Source organism: Microbacterium gubbeenense DSM 15944 (assembly GCF_000422745.1).
Classification (GTDB): domain Bacteria; phylum Actinomycetota; class Actinomycetes; order Actinomycetales; family Microbacteriaceae; genus Microbacterium; species Microbacterium gubbeenense.
The window spans coordinates 203,339-224,705 of the sequence record NZ_AUGQ01000001.1; the positions used below are offsets into that span (position 1 = coordinate 203,339).

The 21,367-nt window shown below is 69.2% G+C and carries 19 protein-coding genes and 1 tRNA gene; 4 read left to right on the forward strand and 16 right to left on the reverse strand.

The genetic code is table 11. The annotated features are described in order from the left end of the window. Positions 1–86: 86 nt before the first annotated feature. From gltX to G510_RS0101060, 7 genes are all read right to left on the reverse strand, one after another. Positions 87–1,595 (reverse strand): glutamate--tRNA ligase, encoded by a 1,509-nt coding sequence (gene gltX / locus G510_RS0101030; protein WP_029152068.1) that lies wholly within the window; start codon positions 1,593–1,595, stop codon positions 87–89. A 47-nt stretch (positions 1,596–1,642) separates the two neighbouring features. After that, complete coding sequence (locus G510_RS0101035; protein ID WP_029152069.1) at positions 1,643–2,410, reverse strand: fumarylacetoacetate hydrolase family protein; 768 nt, start codon at positions 2,408–2,410, stop codon at positions 1,643–1,645. 9 nt (positions 2,411–2,419) lie between these two features. Then, positions 2,420–3,328: an ROK family protein gene (locus G510_RS0101040; protein ID WP_245563200.1), complete on the reverse strand. Its 909-nt coding sequence runs from the start codon at positions 3,326–3,328 to the stop codon at positions 2,420–2,422. Continuing rightward, on the reverse strand, positions 3,325–4,239 hold the full coding sequence (locus tag G510_RS0101045) for a carbohydrate ABC transporter permease (protein WP_084644132.1): 915 nt from the start codon (positions 4,237–4,239) through the stop codon (positions 3,325–3,327). Before G510_RS0101045 ends, G510_RS0101040 begins: the two co-directional genes overlap by 4 nt. After that, entirely contained in the window at positions 4,239–5,180 is a 942-nt protein-coding gene (locus G510_RS0101050) for a carbohydrate ABC transporter permease (protein WP_029152072.1), read from the reverse strand. Before G510_RS0101050 ends, G510_RS0101045 begins: the two co-directional genes overlap by 1 nt. A 64-nt stretch (positions 5,181–5,244) precedes the next feature. Then, positions 5,245–6,519 (reverse strand): extracellular solute-binding protein, encoded by a 1,275-nt coding sequence (locus tag G510_RS0101055; RefSeq protein WP_029152073.1) that lies wholly within the window; start codon positions 6,517–6,519, stop codon positions 5,245–5,247. Between the two features lie 59 nt (positions 6,520–6,578). After that, positions 6,579–7,721, reverse strand: a complete 1,143-nt coding sequence (locus G510_RS0101060; RefSeq protein ID WP_029152074.1) for an ROK family transcriptional regulator — start codon at positions 7,719–7,721, stop codon at positions 6,579–6,581. Positions 7,722–7,841: 120 nt separating this feature from the next. On the opposite strand from G510_RS0101060, the gene G510_RS0101065 reads away from it, so the two are divergent. Beyond that, positions 7,842–9,305, forward strand: a complete 1,464-nt coding sequence (locus tag G510_RS0101065; protein WP_029152075.1) for a family 20 glycosylhydrolase — start codon at positions 7,842–7,844, stop codon at positions 9,303–9,305. On the opposite strand, the gene G510_RS0101070 is transcribed toward G510_RS0101065, so the two are convergent. From G510_RS0101070 to prfB, 7 genes are all read right to left on the reverse strand, one after another. Next, positions 9,278–10,369, reverse strand: coding sequence for a branched-chain amino acid aminotransferase (locus G510_RS0101070; protein ID WP_029152076.1), 1,092 nt, complete (start codon positions 10,367–10,369; stop codon positions 9,278–9,280). The genes G510_RS0101065 and G510_RS0101070 overlap by 28 nt on opposite strands. A gap of 43 nt (positions 10,370–10,412) precedes the next feature. Continuing rightward, on the reverse strand, positions 10,413–11,465 hold the full coding sequence (locus G510_RS0101075) for a 3-isopropylmalate dehydrogenase (protein WP_029152077.1): 1,053 nt from the start codon (positions 11,463–11,465) through the stop codon (positions 10,413–10,415). Between the two features lie 31 nt (positions 11,466–11,496). After that, the gene (locus G510_RS0101080; RefSeq protein ID WP_036321430.1) at positions 11,497–13,026 is read right to left on the reverse strand and encodes an MFS transporter; all 1,530 of its coding nucleotides are present in this window, start codon (positions 13,024–13,026) and stop codon (positions 11,497–11,499) included. 79 nt (positions 13,027–13,105) lie between these two features. After that, positions 13,106–14,695, reverse strand: a complete 1,590-nt coding sequence (gene serA, locus G510_RS0101085; RefSeq protein WP_029152079.1) for a phosphoglycerate dehydrogenase — start codon at positions 14,693–14,695, stop codon at positions 13,106–13,108. Positions 14,696–14,800: 105 nt separating this feature from the next. Next, entirely contained in the window at positions 14,801–15,166 is a 366-nt protein-coding gene (locus G510_RS0101090) for a hypothetical protein (RefSeq protein ID WP_029152080.1), read from the reverse strand. After that, positions 15,163–15,624 carry a hypothetical protein gene (locus G510_RS0101095; protein ID WP_029152081.1) on the reverse strand — a complete coding sequence of 154 codons (462 nt, stop codon included), beginning with the start codon at positions 15,622–15,624 and terminating at the stop codon, positions 15,163–15,165. Before G510_RS0101095 ends, G510_RS0101090 begins: the two co-directional genes overlap by 4 nt. Further along, positions 15,617–16,726 (reverse strand): peptide chain release factor 2, encoded by a 1,110-nt coding sequence (gene prfB / locus G510_RS0101100; RefSeq protein ID WP_029152082.1) that lies wholly within the window; start codon positions 16,724–16,726, stop codon positions 15,617–15,619. Before prfB ends, G510_RS0101095 begins: the two co-directional genes overlap by 8 nt. 62 nt (positions 16,727–16,788) lie before the next feature. On the opposite strand from prfB, the gene G510_RS0101105 reads away from it, so the two are divergent. Continuing rightward, complete coding sequence (locus tag G510_RS0101105; RefSeq protein WP_036321434.1) at positions 16,789–18,096, forward strand: MFS transporter; 1,308 nt, start codon at positions 16,789–16,791, stop codon at positions 18,094–18,096. A gap of 14 nt (positions 18,097–18,110) precedes the next feature. Here G510_RS0101105 and G510_RS0101110 read toward each other — a convergent pair. Then, positions 18,111–18,192 (reverse strand) — tRNA-Leu (locus G510_RS0101110). Between the two features lie 25 nt (positions 18,193–18,217). Next, complete coding sequence (locus G510_RS0101115) at positions 18,218–19,159, reverse strand: LysR family transcriptional regulator (protein WP_029152084.1); 942 nt, start codon at positions 19,157–19,159, stop codon at positions 18,218–18,220. 124 nt (positions 19,160–19,283) lie between these two features. Here G510_RS0101115 and G510_RS0101120 point away from each other — a divergent pair, with 124 nt between their 5' ends. Then, positions 19,284–20,276, forward strand: coding sequence for a DUF1852 domain-containing protein (locus tag G510_RS0101120; protein WP_029152085.1), 993 nt, complete (start codon positions 19,284–19,286; stop codon positions 20,274–20,276). Then, a complete protein-coding gene (locus G510_RS0101125) occupies positions 20,273–21,334 on the forward strand; it encodes a methionine synthase (RefSeq protein WP_029152086.1) in 1,062 nt (353 codons plus the stop codon). Before G510_RS0101120 ends, G510_RS0101125 begins: the two co-directional genes overlap by 4 nt. The last annotated feature ends 33 nt before the right edge of the window (positions 21,335–21,367 follow it).

Consider the following 21,367-nt stretch of genomic DNA (forward strand, 5'->3'; position numbering starts at 1 on the left):
GGCTCTCGCCGTCACAAGAGAACAGCTTATATGAGTCTGAGACCAGGCGCCAATTCGAGCGTGCAACCGGGGCGTGTCGCGCCGGTTCAGCCCGCCAGCCGAGGGATCAGCGCGGCCAGGCGCGCGAGCGTGCGCTCTTTGCCGAGCAGCTCCATCGACTCGAACAGCGGCGGCGATACGCGGCGGCCCGAGATCGCGACGCGCGGTGACGCGTACGCCACACGCGGCTTCAGCTCGAGCCCCTCGATCAAAGCCGCGGACAGCGCGCCCTGGATCGACTCCGCGTCGAATGCCTCGAGCGGCGTCAGTGCGTCGATGCTCGCCTGGAGCACGCGCGGGGCGTCGTCCGTGAGCTTTGCCACCGCGTCGTCGTCGTAGGCGAGCTCGTCGGTGAACAGGAAGCCGAGCATGTCGCCCACCTCCCCGAGCAGCTGCATGCGCTCCTTGACGAGGGGCGCGGCCGCCGCGACGAGCGCGAGCTCATCGGCGCTCGGCGTCTCCCCCAGCGCACCGGCCTGCTGCAGGTACGGCACGAGGCGGCCGGCGAAGTCGTCGAGCTCGAGCAGACGGATGTGGTCGCCGTTGATCGACTCGGCCTTCTTCTGGTCGAATCGCGCCGGGTTGGGGTTCACGTCGGTGATATCGAACGCGGCCACGAACTCGTCGAGCGAGAACACGTCGCGGTCGGGCGCGATCGACCAGCCGAGCAGCGAAAGGTAGTTGAGCAGGCCCTCGCGCACGAACCCCTTGTCGCGCTGCAGGAACAGATCCGCCCGCGGATCGCGCTTGGACAGCTTCTTGTTGCCGTCGCCGAGCACGAGCGGCATGTGGCCGAAGCGCGGGACGAACGACGTGACGCCGGCATCGATGAGCGCGCTGTAGAGCACGATCTGGCGCGGCGTCGACGGCATGAGGTCCTCGCCGCGCAGCACGTGGGTGATGCCCATGAGCGCGTCGTCGACCGGGTTGACGAACGTGTACAGCGGAATCCCGTTCGGGCGCACGATGACGAAGTCGGTGAAGCTGCCGGCGGGGAAGGTCACCTCGCCGCGCACGAGGTCGTCGTAGGTGATGTCCTCATCCGGCACCTTCAGGCGGAGCGCAGGCTTCCGGCCCTCCGCGCGGAACGCGGCCTTCTGCTCGTCCGTGAGGTCGCGGTCGAAGTTGTCATAGCCCTGCTGCTTCGCGCGGCCGTTCGCCTCGTTGCGGGCGTCGATCTCCTCCGCCGTCGAGAAGCTCTCGTACACGAGGCCCTTTTCGAGCAGCTTGTCGAGTGCTTCGCGGTACAGGCCGTGGCGCTCCGACTGGCGATAGGGCTCGTGCGGGCCGCCGACTTCGACGCCCTCGTCCCAGTCGATGCCGAGCCACGTGAGGGCGTCGATCAGCTGATCGTAGCTCTCCTGGCTGTCGCGGTTCGCGTCGGTGTCCTCGATGCGGAACACGAGCTTCCCGCCGTGGTGGCGCGCGAAGCCCCAGTTGAACAGCGCGGTTCGGATCAGGCCGACGTGCGGCAGGCCGGTCGGCGACGGGCAGAAGCGCACGCGTACGTCGCTGCCGGTGGCCGTTGTGGTGCGGGGATCAGGTGCAGATGACATCACCTGCGATCCTACGCCGCGCGGCGCGACGGATCCGGGAAGACGCCTTACGCGGCGTCGCGCGCGATGTTGCGCAGGATGCCGATGCCCGGCACCTCGACCTCGACCGAATCGCCCGCCTGGAACGCCCCGACGCCGGCCGGCGTGCCGGTGAGCACCAGATCGCCCGGCAGCAGCGTGAACGCCGCGGAGACGTACTCGATGATCGACGGGATGTCGAAGATCATGTCGGTGAAGGATCCGCGCTGCACCTCGACGTCGTTGTGACGCGTGATGATCTCGCCCTTGGAGACGTCGAAATCGGTCTCGATCGCCGGGCCGACGGGGCAGAACGTGTCCATGCCCTTCGCGCGCGCCCACTGGCGATCCGGACCCTGCAGGTCGCGGGCCGTGATGTCGTTGGCGATCGTGTAGCCGAAGATCACGTCGGATGCGTCGGCGGCCGCGACGTTCTTCGCGATCTTGCCGATCACGATGGCGAGCTCGCCCTCCCACTGCGTGTCGTTCGTCTGGGGCGGGCGCACGATCGCATCGCCCGGGCCGATCACGGCCGTGTTGGGCTTGAAGAACAGCAGCGGCTCGCTCGGCACGTCGTTGTTCAGCTCGGCGGCGTGATCGCGATAGTTGCGTCCGACGCACACGACCTTCGAGCGCGGGATCACGGGCGCGAGCAGCGCGACGTCACCGAGCGACACGCGCTCCCCCGTCGTATCGAACCCCGCGAACAGGGGATCCCCGGCGAGGACGACGAGCTCCGTCCCGTCGACGATTCCGAACTTGATGGCGTCGTTATGGCTGAACCGCGTGATTTTCACGGGATCAGCCTATCCCGCGCCGACGCCGATCGCCGCGCTCCGCGCGTCCGAGAGCGCGGCGCCGATCGCGCCGATCGGCACGCCCCGCGGCAGGAGTTCGATGCGGGCGGCCAGGCGCAGCGAACCGAGGAACGCCGAGCCGTTCGCCGCACGCTCGAGCTCGCCGATGACCGGCGCCAGGAGCCGGTCGCCGAGCCGGGCGATGCCCCCGCCGATGACGATGCGCTCGGGATCGACCGCGAGCGCGAGCGTGCGGATCGCGGCCGCGGCGCCGCGCGCGACGCCCGAGACGACCTCGCGCGCGGCGGGATCCCCGTCATCGGCGCGATCGAACGCGTCGCGGACCGCGAACGGCCCGCCGCCCGTGCGCTGCGCGATCGCGCCGCCACCGACGAACGCCTCGATGCAGCCGCGCTGGCCGCACGCGCACACCGGACCGGCCGGATCGATGGAGAGGTGCCCGATCTCGCCCGCGACCCCGCGGGATCCGCCGTTGACGCGCCCGTCGACGAGCACGCCCGCCGCGACGCCCGTGCCGAGATTGAGGTACGCGAGCGACGCGATCTGCTTCTGCCTGCCGATGCCGCGCGTCGCGGCCCGCACGTCGTTCTCGAGGTGCACGACGGCTGCGAACCGCGCGGCGACCGGCCCCGACAGATCCGCTTCGGAAATGCCGAGGTTCACGGCATCGTGAACGTGCCCGTCCGCGACCCGGCCGGGCACGCCGATGCCGATCGACGAGATGACGTCATCTGCCGAGACCGCCTCGATCGCGGCGATGATGCCGCCTGTGACGCCGGCAGCCCCGGGGATCGTGGCGCGCTCGTGGCGCGCGATGACCGATCCCGCGCCGTTCAGCGCGACCGCCTCGGTCGTGGATCCGCCGACGTCGACGCCGACGCGCACGCCGGCGCTCATCCCTTCACCGCGCCCGCGACGAGGCCGCCCGTCATGCGTCCCTGCACGATGAGGAAGAAGATGACGACCGGGATGCAGATCAGCGTCGACCCCGCCATGACCGCGCCGTAGTTCGTCGCCTCGGTCGCCGACTGGAACGAGTTGAGCCAGGTCGGAAGCGTGAGGTTGTTGCCCTTCATGATGAGCAGCGCCATCGTGAACTCGTTCCACGACTGCATGAACGCGAAGATGCCGGTCGAGACCAGCCCCGGCGCGAGGAGCGGGAAGGTGACCTTCCAGAACGCCTGCGGCTTCGAGCATCCATCGATCTGCGCCGCCTCCTCGAGCTCGATCGGAACCCCCGCGACGAAGCCGCGCAGCGTCCAGATCGTGAAGGGGATCACCGACGCGATGTGCACGAGAGCCAGCCCCATCAGGGTGTTCATCAGGCGCATGTCGTCGACGAGGTTGTAGACCGTGAACATCATCGCCTCGCCGGGAATCATCTGCACGACGAGGATCCCGACGATGAACGCGTGCCGCCCGCGGAAGCGGAACCGCGCGAGCGCGATCGAGGCGAGGAACGCGACGAACAGCGCCGCGACGACGACCACGAGGACGATCAGCAGGCTGGTCCTCAGCGCGTTCGGGAAGTCCGTCTGGCCGGGGGCCGCGGGGCGCGTCCACGCGGTGACGAAGTTGCGCAGCGTGGGCTCGCGCGGCACGACGGACGGATCGCGGCTGATGATCTGGTTTCCCGGCGTGAACGAGAGGTTCACCATCCAATACACCGGGAACACCGAGCACGCGAAGACGATGACGCCCAGCACGTTGAAGAGGATCCGGTGAGCGGGCCGGCGCACGGGCGACGCGGGCGAGCGGCGCGCGCGCCGCGCGGGGGTCACGAGGGCACGGGTGGCGAGGGCCGTCATCAGTCGTCCTCTTTCAGGAGCAGGCGAATGTTGTACCAGCTGATCGCGAGCATGATCACGACGATGAGCATGCCGATGGCGCTCGTCTCGCCGAACTCGCCGATACCCTGGCGGAAGAGGTACACGGGAAGGACGTTCGTATCGGCGGCGATGCCGCCGCGGCTCTGCAGCGCGTACACCTGGGTGAACAGCTTCATGTTCCAGATGATCTGCAGGATCAGCACGCCGCCGAGCACGGGGCGGATCGCGGGGAAGATCACTCCCCAGAACCGCTGCCACCCGCCGGCCCCGTCGATCTCGGCCGCCTCGAGGGTCTCGCGGGGCACCTGACCGAGGCCAGCATAGGACGTGAACGCCACGAACGGGATCGCACCCCAGACGACGATGATCGTCAGGACCATCACGAACGTCCACGGGTTCAGCAGCCACGGGTGGTTGTGCCAGTCGTTGGTGCCCGTCACGGTGTTGAGCAGCCAGTTGACGAGCCCGTACTCGGTGTCGAAGATGAAGCCCCACACGACGGTCGCCGTCAGCGGCGGAATCGCCCAGGCCAGCAGCAGACCGACCGACACGAGAAGGCGCATCGCGCGGCCGAGCTTCGTCATCAGCACGGCGATCAGGACGCCGCCGATCATGATCAGGGTCGTCGTCAGAACCATGATGCCGATCGTGCGCGCGAGCACCTCCGGGAAGTCGCTGCTCGTGAGGATCTTGGTGAAGTTGTCGAGCCCCACGAAGCTCGCGGGGGTGCCCTGGATCTTGTTGCGCACCTGGTAGTCGGTGAACGACTGCCAGACCATCGTCAGGCCGGGGTATCCGACCATCAGCGCGATCAGCGCGATCGACGGCACGAGGAGGGCCCAGGCGGAGATCGACTGCGATCTGCGGCGCCGCCTGGCGCGTTCGGCGCGCGCGGGCGCGACGGAAGCTGTTGCGTACACGGGGTGTCCTTCCGGGACGAGGAGTGCGGGGCGGGCGCATGGTGCGCGCCCGCCCCGAGCCGGGTCAGCCGTTCAGGATCTCCTCGATCCGCTGGTCGAGCGCCTCCGCGACCTCCGCGGTGTCATCGCCCTGCGCGATGCGCACGAGCGAATCCTGGATCACGAGGCTCGACTCGACCTCCTGCCATTTCGCCGTCGTCGGCACGCTCTTGGACACGGCCAGAGCGGCCGCCTGCGACTGCGCGACGTCGGTGTCGGGAAGCGCCTCGTTCGAGTCGAGGAGCGCGGGCGTCAGGCCGGCCGCGGCCATCACGTCCTGGTACTCCTTCGACAGCATGATCTTGACGGCGTCCTTCGCCATCGCCGGGCTGTCGCTGAGGGCGGCGACGCCGACGTTCGATCCGCCCGCGAAGACCGGCGCGGGTTCGCCCTCGGTGAGCCCCGGCAGCGGGAATGCGCGCAGGTCCTTGCCGTAGGTCTCGGCGCAGCCGGGCACCTCGGCGTCCTCCGGCGCGGTGATGGATCCGGCCATCCACGCCGGCGCCGACAGGAACGCGGTCTCGCCCGCGCAGAACGGCACGTTGGCATCGGCCTCGTCGCCGTCGGTCGGCGCGTTCGTCGCCTCCAGGTAGACCTTCTGCAGCAGTTTCAGGCCCTCCTGCGACTCGGCGCTCGAGAACTGTGCGTCCCAGGTGTCGCCGTCCTGCACCGCGATCTCGCCGCCGTACGACCAGATGTACGGGAGCATGTTGTACCAGTCGCGGCCGGGCGCGTAGATGCCCGACATGCTGTCGGTGCGGTACTCGATGCCCTGGTCGACGTACTCCTCGAGCGTGGTCGGCAGGTTGTCGGGATCGACGTTCTCGGGCGAGTAGAAGACGACGCGGCCGCCCGCGTAGTAGGGCGCGGCGTAGAACACGCCGTCCGCGGTTCCGGACTCTTCGAGGCCGGGGTTGAGGTCGCCGAGATCGCCGCGGATATCGGTGAGATCGGCGAAGAGGCCCTGGTCGATGAAGCCGATCGCCTGCGTGTTTCCGACCTCGACGACGTCGGGGGCGTCGTTGGACTGCAGCGCGGCGACGTAGCTCTCCGACACGTCGGCCCAGGTCTTCTCCTCGACGTGCAGCGTCCAGCCGTCGTTCTGTTCCTCGAAGGTCGACGCGAGCAGCTCGCGCGCCTCGTCGGGCGTATCGGTGCCGACCAGCCACACGGTGAGCTCGCCGGAGTCGGCGGGCTCGGCGTCGGCGGCGGATCCCCCGGATCCGCTGGAGCAGCCTGCGAGCGCGAGCGATGCGCCCGCGAGGATCGCCCCGGTGGCGACAATCGTTTTGCGATTCATGAGAGGACTTCCTTGTCTGTTCGTTCGTTCGGGATGGCGGGCGCCTGTGCCCACCGGAATCAGGTGATACCGAGCTCGCCGTGCAGCAGCATCGCGGTCGCGCCGAGGAGGACGACGTCTTCGCCGAGCGCCGACATCCGCACCTGCACGTCGTCGTGGAGGAAGACGCGCTCGCGCAGCGTGCGCTCCGCCGTGTCGCGCAGCAGGCCGTCGAGGTGCTGCACCGGGCCGGAGAGAACGACCTCCGAGAGGTCGAGGGCACCGACGACCGGTGCGATCGCGATGCTGACGCGCTCCCCCGCCTCGCGCAGGACGCGCTCGGCGGGCTCGCCCTCCGAGATCCGCGTCTCGATCGTTCTGACCGAGGCCCACGTCTCGAGGCATCCGCGGCGGCCGCACGCGCAGAGGCGGCCGGCATCGGTGCCGACCGTGACGTGGCCGACCTCGCCGGCGGCATAGCGGCTGCCGCGCGCGAGCTCGCCGCGCACGACCACGCCGCCGCCGACGCCGCGATCGATCTTGAGGAGCATGAAGTTCTCGCCCGCGCCGCCGAGCGTGCGCTCCGCGAGGGTCGCGACGTCGGCGTCGTTGGCGACGTACACCGGAAGGCCCGTGCGCTCGCGGAGGTTCTCCTGCAGCGGCAGATCGTGCCAGCCGATGTCCGGGGACGCGACCACGACGCCGGTGTCCGAGACGATTCCCGGCGTGCCGACGCCGACGCCGAGCACCCGTCCCGTCGCCGATTCGCGGAGGTCGTCGATCAGCCGCTCGAGAATCGCGAGCGTCTCGGACGCGTCACCGTCGGCCGGCCGCCGGACGTTCGATCGATGCAGCACGGTGCCCGACAGGTCGAGCACGGCGCCGCGGATCTCGTGCGAGCCCGAGAGATCGACGCCGATGATCGTGAGGCCGGTGCGGTCGAGGTCGACGACGACGGCGGGCTTGCCCGGCCCCGACGCCTCGCGTGCGCCCTGTTCGCGGACGAGGCCCGCCGTCACGAGGTCGCCGACGAGCGCCGAGATCGTGACGCGGGTCAGCCCCGTCGTCCGCGCGAGGTCCGCGCGGCTCATCGCCCCATCGTGGAACAGCGCGGTGAGAACGAGCGAGCGATTGTGCTGGCGCATCTGATCGGGCAGCGCTTTGACGCGGCCACCGCGACCCGCTCCGGTGGCCGTGTGCGTCGTGAGGACCGTCTTCGGCATGTTTGTAAGGAAAGCTTACAAACGGGCATCGCGCAAGGGTCTGCGCCATTTTGTGAGTGACCTTTACAAAACCGTGATGTTGCCTCGACCTGGCGGCACGCACGTGCTAGCGTCCCGGGCATGACACCCGCTCTCGTGCCCTGGCCGACGTCCGTCACGCTCACCGGCGGTGCGCTGCGCGCGGAGGGCGCGGGCACGCGATCCGCCGTCGCCGCGACGCTCGCGCGCGACGCTTCTCGCGATACCAGCGCGGCCGAGTACGGCGCCGAGGGCTACGCGCTGCGCGTCGACGGCGACGGCGTCGTCATCGAATCCTCGACCGCGGCCGGCGCGTTCTACGCCGAGCAGACGCTCGAACAGCTCATCGACCGCGACGACGACGGCTTCTTCCTCCCCTGCGCGGACATCCGGGACGAGCCGCGCTTCGCGTACCGCGGCGTCATGCTCGACGTCGCCCGGCACTTCCATTCCGCCTCGACCGTGATCTCGCTCATCGGCCGCGCCGCGGCGCTGAAGCTCAACGCGCTGCACCTGCACCTCACCGACGACCAGGGGTGGCGCGTCGAGATCGCCTCGCACCCCGAGCTGACCGAGCGCGGTTCGTCGTCGAGCACGGGCGGGGATCCCGGCGGTTTCTACACGCGAGACGACGTGCGCCTCATCGTCGAGGCCGCCGAACGACACCATATGATCGTCGTTCCCGAGATCGACGTGCCGGGCCACACGCATGCGCTCGGCCTCAGCCACCCGGATCTCGTCGCGGATCCCGTCATCGGCGAGGAGGTCGTAGCCGTCACCGCGGAGTACGGCGGTGAGCTGCCGCGCGCCGGTGCGCCGTACACGGGGCTCGGCGTGGGGTTCTCGTCGTTGCGCGCGGACGCGGCCGGGACCGAGGCTCTGCTGCGCGACGTCTTCGGCGAGGTCGCCGCGATGACGCCCGGGCCGTACGTCCACCTCGGCGGCGACGAAGCGCTCGGCACCTCGACCGACGACTATCGCGCGCTGGTGGCGCTCGCATCGAGGATCGTCGCCGAGACCGGGAAGACCCCGGTCGCGTGGCACGAGGCGGGCGACGCCGATCTCCCGGACGGATCCGTCGTGCAGTTCTGGGGACTCCTCGACCCCGACCCGGAGCACGCCAGAAGGGTGATCCGCGCCGTGTCCCGCGGCGGACAGGTCGTGCTCTCCCCCGCCGACGCGATCTACCTCGACATGAAGTACGACGCTTCGTCGCCCATGGGACTGACGTGGGCGAACGGCCCGACGAGCGTCGAGCGCTCGTACGCGTGGGATCCGGCCGACGTCATCGCGGGCATCACGGACGAGCACATCCTGGGCGTCGAGGCGGCGATGTGGACCGAGACGATCGCCGATGCGACCGCTGTCGAGGCCATGGCCTTCCCGCGGATCGCGTCTGCGGCGGAGGCGGCGTGGTCGCGGCCGCTCGGCTCGCCTCAGCGCGACTGGGCGTCATTCCGCGCGCGGGTCGGGCGACGCGGACCGGCGTGGCGCGAGGCCGGCATCCGATTCCACGCGTCGCCCGAGATCGACTGGGATCAGGACAGCTCGTACAACCAGTTGTGACGGTCCTCGCGGCGCCCGTACTGGATGTCGGTGAGCTCCTCGCGCAGCGAGAGCGCCAGGGATCCGATGGGCTGCTCGTCGGTGAAGCCGGCCGCCTTGAGCGTGCCGATCGGCGTCACGACCGCGGCCGTGCCGCACGCGAACACCTCGACGATGTCGCCCGACGCGATGCCCTCGCGCCACTCGTTCAGCGAGATCGGGCGGCGCTCGATGGAGTGTCCGCGATCCTCGGCGAGCTGCAGCAGCGAGTTGCGGGTCACGCCGTCGAGGATCGTGTCCGAGGCGGGTGTGACGAGCGTGCCGTCCTTCTTCACGAACACGATGTTCATGCCGCCGAGCTCCTCGACGTTGCCGTGCGCGTCGAGGAAGACGACCTGGTCGCAGTCCTTGTCGTACGCCTCCGACTGCGGCAGCAGGCTCGAGGCGTAGTTGCCGCCCGTCTTCGCCGATCCGGTTCCGCCCTCCGACGCGCGGGCGTAGGTCTCGCTGAGCCAGATCGAGACCGGCTTCACGCCGCCCGTGAAGTAGGCGCCGGCGGGGCTGCCGATCACATAGAACCCGTACTTCTTCGCCGGGCGCACGCCGAGGAAGGCTTCCTTGGCGAACATGAACGGGCGCAGGTACAGGGTCTGGTCCTCGCCCGAGGGCACCCAGGCCTCGTCGACCGCGATGAGTTCGCGGAGCGCCTGGATGAACACGCCCTCCGGGAGCTCGGGCATCGACAGGCGCTTGGCGCTGCGGTTGAAGCGGCGCGCGTTCTGCTCAGGGCGGAAGGTGTGCACCGATCCGTCGGCGTGCCGATACGCCTTCATGCCCTCGAACACCTCCTGCGCGTAGTGCAGGACGGCGGCGGCGGGGTCGAGCGAGATCGGGCCGTACGGCTGCACGCGCGGACGGTGCCAGCCGCCCTTCTCGGACCAGCACACGTCGACCATGTGGTCGGTGAAGACGCTGCCGAATCCCGGGTCGGCGAGCAGCTGCTCGCGCTCCGCCGGCGATTTCGCGGCGAGGTTCTTCGTGACCTGGAAGTCCAGCGTCGTGAGGTCGGGGTCGGTCGTGGTCATGTGCGTTCCTGTCTGCGCGGCGCGGTTGCGCGAAATCTGTGGATCAGGCCGTGAGGCGCGCCGCGATGGCGTCGCCGACCTGTGCCGTCGTGCGGTGCTCGCCGGTCCGTGCGGCGAGGTCGTCCTCGATCGCGCGGGTCACGCGCTGAGACTCGGCGGTGAGGCCGAGGTGCTCGAGGAGCAGTGCGACGGAGCCGATCGCGGCAGTGGGATCGGCCTTCTGGGTTCCCGCGATGTCGGGCGCCGAACCGTGCACGGGCTCGAACATCGATGGGAATGCGCCCGACGGGTTGAGGTTCCCCGAGGCGGCGAGACCGATTCCGCCGGTGATCGCCCCGGCCAGGTCTGTGAGGATGTCGCCGAAGAGGTTGTCGGTGACGATGACGTCGAAGCGGCTCGGGTTGTCGACCATGTGAATGGTTGCCGCATCGATGTGCATATAGTCTACGGCGACATCCGGGTGCTCTGCGCCGACCTCCGCCGTGATGCGCGCCCAGAGCTTGCCGGCGTTGACCATGACGTTCGTCTTGTGCACGAGCGTGAGCTTGCCGCGGCGCTTCTGGGCGAGATCGAACGCGTATTCGACCACCCGGCGCACGCCGTGCGCGGTGTTCACGCCGAGCTCGTTCGCGATCTCGTGCTCGGTGCCCTGGCGCAGCACGCCGCCGTTTCCGACGTACGATCCCTCGGTCCCCTCGCGCACGACGACGAAATCGACCTCGCCCGGGTTCTTCAGCGGGCCGGGCACGCTCGGGAACAGCTTCGACGGGCGCAGGTTCACATAGTGGTCGAGGCTGAAGCGCAGCTTCAGCAGCAGGCCGCGCTCGATGTTGGCATCGGCCAGCCTCGGGTCGTTCGGCGTGCCGCCCACGGCGCCGAGCAGGATCGCGTCGTGCGCCGCAAGCGCGGCGAGGTCGTCATCGGTGAGCACGTCGCCCGTCTGGATGAACCGGTCGGCGCCGAGCGAGAAGTGCGTCTTGTCGAACGAGACGTCGCTTCCGTTCGTCGCGGCGTCGAGCACCTTGTCGGCCTCGGCGATGACTTCGGGGCCGATTCCATCACCGGGGATGATGGCCAACTTCACGACGCGCGACATTCATGCTCCTTGACTCGGGAGGGAGGATCGATCACCGCGACGCCACCGTGCGGCTTGATCCCAGCGTAGTCGCAGACACGACGCACGCGATCACGAGCAGCGCCGCGCCGATGAGGCTCGTGACGGTGATTCCGCCGTCGAACGCGGCGGCCGCCGCCTCCGCGAGTGCGCCGCCCGCGGTGCCGCCGAGCTGCTCTGCCGCGTTCATGGCGCCGGCGAGCGTCTCCCGCGCGTGCCCGGCGAGGTTCTGCGGCACGCCCTCCGGGATGACGAGCGCCGTGCGGTACCAGGCCGTTAGGATCCCGCCGAGGATCGACGTGCCGAGGACCGCGCCGAACTCGTATGCGGTCTCGCTGATGGCGCTCGCGGCGCCCGCGCGGTGGGCCGGCGCCGACGAGATGATCAGCTCGCCGGAGACGGTCTGCGCCGCCGCCGCGCCGCCGCCCATGACGACGAACGCGACCACGAGCATCCAGACGTCGCCCGCTCCGGCGAACGCGACCAGCACGAGGCCCGCCGCGCCGATCGCGAGGCAGATCGGCACCACGATCGCCGCCGAGAACCGGCTCGCGAAGGGGGTCACGACGAAGCCCGCGACGATCGAGCACACGGCGCCCGGGATGAGCGCGAGGCCCGCCTCCATGGGCGAGAGCCCGGCGATCATCTGCAGGTGCTGCGAGACGAAGTACAGGAAGCCGATGTACGCCATGACGCAGCACAGGTTCACGGCGAGGGATCCAGAGAACTTGCGGCGCCGGAACAGCGCCATGTCGAGCATGGGGTGCGGGATCCGCAGCTGGCGCCGGACGAACAGCCAGCCGAACACCAGCCCCGCGACGATGCCGATCGCGCCCGGCCAGCCCGTCACGGCGAGCTCCTTGATGCCGTAGGCGAGGGGCGCGAGCGCGAGCATCGAGAGCAGGATGCCCCAGCCGTCGATCGGACCGGGGTTCGGGTCGCGGCTCTCGACGATGAAGATCGGCGCGCCGATCAGCATCAGCGCGACCATCGGAACCGCGAGCAGGAACACGCTCTGCCACGGGAAGTGCTCGATCAGGAACCCGCCGACGACAGGGCCGAGGGCGCCGCCCGCGGCGAAGGCGCCCGACCAAGCGGCGATCGCGATGCGGCGCTGGCCGCGGTGACGGAACGTCGAGCGCAGCAGCGACATCGTCGACGGCATCAGCGTAGCGCCGAAGACGCCCATCGCCGCGCGCGCCGCGATGAGCCACTCGGCGGTCGGCGCGAATGCCGCAGCGATCGACACGAGCATGAACCCGACGGCGCCGAAGAGCAGCATCTTGCGCCGGCCGATCCGGTCGCCGAACGAGCCCGCCGTGACGAGCAGGCCCGCGAGCATGAGCGAGTACGCGTCGATGATCCAGAGCTGCTCGGCGCTCGTCGGTTCGAGCTCGCGCGCGATCGCGGGCAGCGCGAAGTTGAGGATCGTGTTGTCCATCGAGACGAGCAGCACGGGCAGCATCAGCACGGTGAGCGCGGCCCATGCGCGCCATCCTGCGCGCGGGCCGTCGGTGGCGATCGCGTCGGTGGAGAGACTCACTGCCTGATTCCTGTTCTGTTCATCCCGAGACGACCGCGCCCCCCGCCGAGCGGCGAGGGGCGCGGTCCGAAAGGTGCTGCTACGCCTCGACGATCTCGATCTGGCGGATGATGCGGGCGTCGATCGCGCCGGCGATGCGCGCGAGGAGGTCATCGGGAACGCGCTTGTCGACCGTGACGACCGAGAGCGCCTCCTCGCCGGTGGCGCGCGCGACCTGCAGGCCGTCGATGTTGATGCCGTTCTCGCCGAACTGCTCGGCGTAGACCGCGACGACCCCGGGGCGGTCCTTGTAGAGGATCACGAGGTGGTGCTCGGCGAGCGGCGCATCGAGCTCGTAGCCGTTGATGCCCACGAGCTTCTGCACCATGCGCGTACCCGCGAGCGTGCCCGCGACCGACAGAACGGTGCCGTCGGAGAGCGTGCCGGTGAGGGTGGTGAGGTTGCGGAACTCGGGGCTGTCCTTCTCGACGTTCAGACGCGTCTCGATGCCGCGCTGCTCGGCGAGGATGGGCGCGTTGACGTAGGAGACCTTCTCGCTGACGACGCTGCCGAGGATGCCCTTGAGCGCCGCGAGCTTGTAGACGCTGACGTCGTACTCCGCGAGCTCGCCGCGCACGTCGATCTCGAGGCTCGTGAGGGGTCCGTGAGATATCCCGCTGAAGACCTGGCCGAGTTTCTCGACGAGCGCGATGCCGGGGCGCACGAACGGATCGATCGCACCGCCGGCGACGTTGACCGCGTCGGGCACGAGGTCGCCCTCGAGCGCGAGCTTGACCGACTTCGCGACCGAGACGCCCGCCTTCTCCTGCGCCTCGGCGGTCGAGGCGCCGAGGTGCGGGGTGACGACGGCGCGGTGCTGGCGCGTGAGCGAGTCGTCGGCCGGCGGCTCCTGCGTGAACACGTCGATTCCGGCGCCGGCGATCTCGCCGGCCTCGAGGGCCGCGGCGAGGGCCTGCTCGTCGATGAGGCCGCCGCGAGCGACGTTGACGACGTACGCGGTCTTCTTCATCGCCTTCAGCTGTGCCTCGCCGATCATGCCCGTCGTCTCGGGAGTCTTCGGCATGTGGATCGTCAGGAAGTCGGCCTGCGCGACGAGCTCGTCGAGCGAGACGAGCTCGGCGCCGAGCTGCTGCGCGCGAGCGGGCGTGACGTAGGGGTCGAACGCGACCACGCGCATGCCGAATGCCTGCATGCGGGCCGCGACGAGCGCGCCGATCCGGCCGAGGCCGATGACGCCGAGGGTCTTCTCGAACAGCTCGGTGCCCGTGAACGAGCTGCGCTTCCACGCGCCGTCCGACAGCGAGGCGTTCGCCGCGGGGATGTGGCGCGCCAGGCTGATGATGTGGCCGCAGGTCAGCTCGGCGGCCGAGATGATGTTCGAGGTCGGCGCGTTGACGACCATGACGCCGGCCGTCGTGGCGGCCTTGATGTCGACGTTGTCGAGGCCGACGCCCGCGCGGGCGATGACCTTGAGGTTCGGCGCGTGCGAAATCGCTTCCTCGTCCATCTTCGTCGCGGAGCGGATCAGGACGGCGCTCGCATCGGCCAGGGCCTCGAAGAGCGCCGGTCGGTCGGTCCCATCGACCGAGCGGACGTCGAAATCAGGCCCGAGGGCATCGACGGTTGCGGGGGAAAGCTGCTCTGCAAGAAGGACGACGGGCTTCGACAAAGTGGATCCTTTGGGACGGCGCTGCACACGGGAACGGCCGCGCCCACGGCGCCGCCGTGCGCTCAAGCTTAGTCGCGTCGAGCGGGTGCCCCGCACACCCCGCGGTCAGGCGATGATGCGCGCGGTCATCGTGAACGCCTGCACGTCGAGCCAGAACACCGAGGTGATGGCGAGGCCGGCGAGCAGCAGCAGCGCGAGTTTCCACGCGGCTTTTCCGCGCCCGAGAACCATCGCGATCGCGAAGGCGGCGATCGGCACGAGGATCGCCATGACGAGCGCGATCCATGCGACGGGCGTGAGCGCGACCTCGGCGCCGAGCAGCTCCTCCTGGCGGGAGATCTCCTGCAGGGTCACCATGAGGTACTGCACTCCGGCCCACACGGCGTATGCGTAGAACAGGCCGAAGAGGCCGGCGATGCTCGCGAGGACCCACGCGGGGGCGGACCTCTTCGAGGAAGCGGTATCGGTCACTGTCCGACCACCCCCACCATCATGAAGGGCCACGGCACGAGCAGCAGCACGCCGAGACCGAGCCAGAGGAATCGCTGCCACGGACGCTTTCCGCGGGTGCCGAGAACGGCGGTCACGAACCACACGGCGGGCGTCACGATCGCGAGCACCATGCTGCCGAGGAACATGAAGTCGGCGACCGCGCCGGTGGCTCCTTCGATGCGCTCCCGCAGGCGCATCGCCCCGAGCACCCAGCCGGCCGTCCACAGCGCGTAGATCCCGCCGAGCACGCCGTACGCGACGAGCGCGACGTTGCCGGATCCGGCTACGGGCTCGGCCTCATCGCCAGCGGGCTCGGACACCGGAGCCGCGACCTTCCGCGGCGCCGGGGCCTCGTCGCGCGGCGTCGCCCGCAGGGTCGGATCGTCGTCGCCGTCCCAGCGGAGGGCGTCGTCGTCAGCGGACGTCTCGTCAGTCATTGTCCGCTCGCTTGCGCCACCGGATGCCGGCGTTGATGAGCCCCTCGAGATCGCCGTCGAACACCTGGTCGGGCTGCGTCATCTCGTATCCGGTGCGCAGGTCCTTGACCAGCTGCTGGCCGTAGAGGAAGTAGGAACGGATCTGATCGCCCCAGCTCGCCGTGATGTTGCCGGCGAGCTCCTTCTTCTTCGCCGCTTCCTGCTCGCGCTGGAGCAGCAGCAGGCGCGTCTGCAGCAGGCGCATCGCCGCGGCGCGGTTCTGGATCTGCGACTTCTCGTTCTGCATCGAGATCACGATGCCCGTCGGGATGTGCGTGATGCGCACAGCCGAGTCGGTCGTGTTCACCGACTGGCCGCCGGGGCCGGACGAGCGGAACACGTCCACACGGATGTCGTTCTCGGGGATGTCGACCTCGGTCGCCTCCTCCATAAGGGGGATGACCTCGACGGCGGCGAAGCTCGTCTGGCGCTTGTCCGCGGATCCGAACGGGCTGATGCGCGCGAGGCGGTGCGTGCCGGCCTCGACCGACAGCACGCCGAACGCGTACGGGGCGTCGATCTCGAACGTCGCCGACTTGATGCCCGCGCCCTCGGCGTAGGACGTGTCGAGCACCTTCGTCGAGTAGCTGTTGCGCTCGGCCCACCGCAGGTACATGCGCATGAGCATCTCGGCGAAGTCGGTGGCGTCGTCGCCGCCCGCTCCGGCGCGGATCGTGACGACCGCGGCGCGCTCGTCGTATTCGCCGTCGAGCAGCGTCTGCACCTCGAGGTCCTGGATCGTGGTCTCGAGCGCGGCGAGCTCGGTGCGCGCCTCGGTCGCCGCGTCCTCGTCGTCCATCTCATTGGCGAGGTCGACCATCACCTCGAGATCGTCGAGGCGCGATGCCGCCGACTCGATCTTGCGGATCGCCGCCTTGTGGTGGCTGAGCGCGCTCGTGACCTTCTGCGCGTTCTCCTGATCGTTCCAGAGGTCGGGATCGGCCGCGCGCTCCTCGAGCTTGGCGACCTCGGCGCGCTGGCCATCGACGTCGACCACCTCGCGGATGTTGTCGAAGGTGGTGCGCAGCGAGTGGATTTCGGCGGAGAGATCGAGTTCTAGCATGTCCTGAGAAGCTTATCCTGCTCACGCGGGGAGCGTTCTCACTGCGAGCGACCTGGAGTGCAATGACCGGACAACCCGCGGCGCGGGGCGCGGCTGGGCGGGCGATCCGCGCGTACTGGCCGATGATCTACGCTCCCACGGCGATGTACTCGATGGGTCAGGGCGCGCTCATCCCCGTGCTGCCGAAGATCGCCGCGCACCATGCGGCGGGGCTCGCCCCCGAGGCCCTGCTGCCGGCCGCGGCGCTCGTGGCGGCGATGATTCCGGTCGGTCAGCTGTGCGGAAACCTGCCCGCCGGCGTCTTCATCGCGCGCTTCGGCGAGCGGGCCGCGATGATCGTCGCCGCGGGGATCTCGCTCGTCGGCATTGCGGTCATGCTGCTCGCGCCCAACATCGCGGTGCTCGGCCTCGGGGCCCTGCTCATCGGCACGTGCGCATCGGTCTTCGCGCTCGCGCGGCACGCGTTCATGACCACGCGCGCGCCGCTCGCGTTCCGCGCGCGGGCGCTCGCCCTGATCGGCGGATCCTTCCGGCTCGGCACGTTCACCGGCCCCCTCATGGCGGCGGGCCTCATCGCGATGACCGGCAGCGAGACGTCGACGCTGTGGTTCTTCGGCGCGTGTCTCGTCGCGATGGGCCTCCTCGTCGCGTTCGGACCGGATCCGGAGACGCGCGCCGCCGCGGACGATCGCGCGCGGCGCGCACGGGAGCGATCGATGGAGCTGGAGGACACGGGCGAACCGGTGACCGGATCGATCCCTGCGGCCGGTCGACACGGCCTGTTCGCGACGATCCGCCGGCACCGCGGCGTGCTCGCGCGCCTCGGGCTGTCGGCGGCCTCGATGGCCGCGGTGCGCGCGGGGCGCCAAGCGATCCTCCCGCTGTGGGGGCTCGCGATCGGCCTCGAATCGTGGCAGATCTCGCTCATCGTCGGCTTCGCCGGCGCGGCCGAGTTCTCGCTGTTCTACGCGAGCGGCCAGGTGATGGACCGCTTCGGCCGCATCTGGGCGACCGTGCCGTCACAGCTCATGATGGGCCTGTCGCTGCTCTGCCTCGCGCTGACGCACAATGCCGGATCGGCGGAGATCGCGTTCGCCGTGTGCGCCATCATCATCGGCATCGGCAACGGGCTCTCGTCGGGCGCGCTCATGACGCTCGGATCCGACCAGGCGCCGCAGGACGATCCGGCCCCGTTCCTCGGGGCGTGGCGCACGATGACGGACGGCGGGGCGTCGGCCACTCCCCTGCTCGTCGCCGGGATCACCGCGATCGCGTCGCTTCCCGTGGCCACCGGCGTCATCGGCGCCATCGGCCTCGTCGGTGCGCTCGGCTTCATGCGGTGGGTGCCGCGATACTCGCCGAACAGGTAGCGCGCCGCGCTGGGTGCGGGCGGCGGGACTTGAACCCGCACGGCCGAAGCCACAGGAACCTAAATCCTGCGTGTCTACCGATTCCACCACGCCCGCGCGCCGACCATTCTATGGCGTCGGGCTAGCCGATCAGCGCAACGCCGAAACCCGCGACGACGGCCCGCACCTCGGTGAGGTAGCGCTGCGCCTGCTCGCTGAGCGGGATCGAGGAATGGCCGATCCAGCCGATCTCCATGCGTTCGTCGACATCGAGCGGAATCGCGACGATCTCGGGGTCGAGGTCGTCGCTGATGATGCCCGTCGAGATCGTGTAGCCGTCGAGTCCGCTCATGAGGTTGAAGATGGTCGCGCGGTCGGAGACCCGGATCTCCCTACTGGTCGACATCGTGGAGAGGATCTCCTCGGCGAAGTAGAACGAGTTGTTCGCGCCCTGGTCGAACGTGAGCCGCGGAAACTCGGCGAGATCCGCGAGGGTGACGCGATCTCTCGATGCGAGCGGGTTCTTCCGCGAGATGAAGATGTGCGGCACGGCGAGGAAGAGCGGGTGGAACGCCAGCCCCGAATCGCGCAGCAGCTTGTCGATGACCTTGCGGTTGAAGTCGTTCCGATAGAGGATTCCGAGTTCGCTGCGGAGCGTGCGGACGTCCTCGATGATGTCCCAGGTGCGGGTCTCTCGCAGCGAGAACTCGTACTCGTCCGCCCCGCCGTCCTTCACCATGCGGACGAACGCGTCGACGACGAACGAGTAGTGCTGCGCGGATACCCCGAGCAGGCGTCGCGACAGCGGCTGACCGAGATAGCGGTGTTCGAGCAGCGCAACCTGCTCGACGACCTGCCGGGCGTATCCGAGGAACTCGGCGCCCTCATCCGTGAGCGTCACGCCGCGGGCGGACCGGCGCAGGAGGGCGCGGCCGACCCTCGTCTCGAGATCCTTCATCGCCGCGGACATCGTCGGCTGGGCCACGTAGAGCAGGTCGGCGGCGGCCGAGATCGATCCCTCCGCCGCGACCTCGATGAAATAGCGCAGCTGCTGCAGGGTGATGCCGCTCGATCCTCGGGTCATAGTCAAAAACTATAGAACGTCATAGTCGAGCCGGGTTACTCGATGACCGCGGCGCGCACGTAACGTAGCCGAATCGACTTCCGTTAGGCCGGGCCCGGCCGACCAACCACCGGATTGGCCGCTCATGGCGAACGACTTCACCTTCAGCATCACCACCACCCGCTTCGACGAGGACTACTCGCCGACGGACAGTTCGCGGATCACCACGAACTTCGCGAACCTCGCTCGGGGCGAGCACCGTCAGCAGAACCTCCGGAACGCGCTGACGATGATCGACCGCCGGTTCAACGCTCTCGCGCACTGGGACAACCCGAACCGCGACCGCTACACCCTCGAGCTCGACATCGTGTCCGTCGCACTCGAGTTCACGGCCGAGGGCGACGATCGGGCGTTCCCGCTGCTCGAGGTCCTGGACATCCAGATCGTCGACCGCCACACCGGCCGGCGCCACCACGGCATCGTGGGCAACAACTTCTCGTCCTACGTTCGCGACTACGACTTCAGCGTGCTGCTGCCGGCGGCTCGCGACGCCTCGAACGGCCCCGCCGTTCCGGCCGACTTCGGCGATCTGCACGGCAAGCTGTTCGAGCACTTCCTCGCCTCCCCGGTGTATCGGGAGCGCTTCGCGATGCCGCCCGTGATCTGCATCAGCGTGTCGACGAGCCGCACGTACTCTCGCACCGAGAACCACCACCCGGTGCTCGGCGTCGAGTATCGGCAGGACGACTTCTCGATGACCGACGAGTACTTCGGAAAGATGGGGCTGCGGGTGCGCTACTTCATGCCCGCCGGCAGCTCTGCGCCCCTCGCGTTCTACTTCCGCGGAGACCTGCTCAACGACTACTCCCACCTGCAGCTCATCGGCACCATCAGCACGATGGAGACGTTCCAGAAGATCTATCGACCCGAGATCTACGGCGCGAACGTTCCCGCCGCCGACGTCTACCGACCGAGCCTGGAGGGGCAGGACTTCACGCCGACGCAGATCGCTTACGATCGCGTGGAGCGCAGCGAGCTCGCGATCACGCAGGGACGATACACGGAGGAGCACTTCATGAAGCCGCACGGGGAGATCCTCGAACAGTGGGCCGCCGCCTACCCGGTGCCCGCCGCATGACCGGCGCAGAGCGCCCGGTCACGCCCGCGCTGCTCCCCACCTCCATCGTCGGCAGCCTGCCGAAGCCGTCGTGGCTCGCACAGCCGGAGATCCTGTGGTCGCCGTGGAAGCTCGAGGGCGACGACCTGGTCGAGGGCAAGCAGGATGCGCTGCGCGTCGCGGTCCAGGAGCAGCGCCGCCGCGGCATCGACATCGTCAGCGACGGCGAACAGACCCGCCAGCACTTCGTGACGACGTTCATCGAGCACCTCAGCGGCGTCGACTTCGAGAAGCGCGAGACGGTCCGGATCCGCGACCGCTACGACGCGAGCGTGCCGACCGTCGTCGGTGCCGTGAGCCGCGAGAGGCCCGTCTTCGTCGAGGACGCGACGTTCCTCCGCCAGCAGACCGATCAGCCGATCAAGTGGGCGCTGCCCGGCCCGATGACCATGATCGACACGCTCTACGACAGCCACTACAAGAGCCGCGAGAAGCTCGCGTGGGAGTTCGCGACGATCCTCAACCAGGAGGCGCGAGACCTCGAGGCGGCGGGCGTCGACATCATCCAGTTCGACGAGCCCGCGTTCAACGTCTACTTCGATGAGATGCACGACTGGGGCATCGCGGCGCTCGAGCGGGCGGCAGAGGGCCTGCGCGCCGAGACCGCCGTGCACATCTGCTACGGCTACGGGATCGCGGCGAACAACGATTGGAAGGCGAGCCTCGGGTCGGAGTGGCGGCAGTACGAGAAGTCGTTCCCGCTCCTGCAGCAGTCGGCCATCGACATCGTCTCGCTGGAATCGCACCACTCCCACGTCCCGATGGATCTCATCGAGCTCATCCGGGGCAAGAAGGTCATGCTCGGAGCGATCGACGTCGCGAGCGAGACGATCGAGACGCCGGAGGAGGTCGCCGACACCCTCCGGAAGGCGCTCGCGTTCGTCGATGCCGACAAGCTCGTGCCGAGCACGAACTGCGGCATGGCGCCCCTGTCCCGCGACGTCGCGCTCGGCAAGCTGAGCGCGCTCAGCGCGGGCTCGAGCATCGTTCGCAAGGAGCTCGAGGCGACGACGCACTGAGAGGATTCCTCCACGGAGGCTGGTCAATCCCAG

What these genes read in the sequence shown, in the direction of transcription:
- G510_RS0101045 (WP_084644132.1), bottom strand. Translation starts at nt 4,239, where the DNA reads ATGACGGCCCTCGCCACCCGTGCCCTCGTGACCCCCGCGCGGCGCGCG.
- G510_RS0101060 (WP_029152074.1), bottom strand. Translation starts at nt 7,721, where the DNA reads ATGCCGAAGACGGTCCTCACGACGCACACGGCCACCGGAGCGGGTCGC.
- G510_RS0101125 (WP_029152086.1), top strand. Translation starts at nt 20,273, where the DNA reads ATGACCGGCGCAGAGCGCCCGGTCACGCCCGCGCTGCTCCCCACCTCC.
- gltX (WP_029152068.1), bottom strand. Translation starts at nt 1,595, where the DNA reads ATGTCATCTGCACCTGATCCCCGCACCACAACGGCCACCGGCAGCGAC.
- G510_RS0101115 (WP_029152084.1), bottom strand. Translation starts at nt 19,159, where the DNA reads ATGACCCGAGGATCGAGCGGCATCACCCTGCAGCAGCTGCGCTATTTC.
- G510_RS0101070 (WP_029152076.1), bottom strand. Translation starts at nt 10,369, where the DNA reads ATGACCACGACCGACCCCGACCTCACGACGCTGGACTTCCAGGTCACG.
- G510_RS0101120 (WP_029152085.1), top strand. Translation starts at nt 19,284, where the DNA reads ATGGCGAACGACTTCACCTTCAGCATCACCACCACCCGCTTCGACGAG.
- G510_RS0101105 (WP_036321434.1), top strand. Translation starts at nt 16,789, where the DNA reads ATGACCGGACAACCCGCGGCGCGGGGCGCGGCTGGGCGGGCGATCCGC.
- prfB (WP_029152082.1), bottom strand. Translation starts at nt 16,726, where the DNA reads ATGCTAGAACTCGATCTCTCCGCCGAAATCCACTCGCTGCGCACCACC.
- G510_RS0101095 (WP_029152081.1), bottom strand. Translation starts at nt 15,624, where the DNA reads ATGACTGACGAGACGTCCGCTGACGACGACGCCCTCCGCTGGGACGGC.
- G510_RS0101055 (WP_029152073.1), bottom strand. Translation starts at nt 6,519, where the DNA reads ATGAATCGCAAAACGATTGTCGCCACCGGGGCGATCCTCGCGGGCGCA.
- G510_RS0101065 (WP_029152075.1), top strand. Translation starts at nt 7,842, where the DNA reads ATGACACCCGCTCTCGTGCCCTGGCCGACGTCCGTCACGCTCACCGGC.
- G510_RS0101040 (WP_245563200.1), bottom strand. Translation starts at nt 3,328, where the DNA reads ATGAGCGCCGGCGTGCGCGTCGGCGTCGACGTCGGCGGATCCACGACC.
- G510_RS0101075 (WP_029152077.1), bottom strand. Translation starts at nt 11,465, where the DNA reads ATGTCGCGCGTCGTGAAGTTGGCCATCATCCCCGGTGATGGAATCGGC.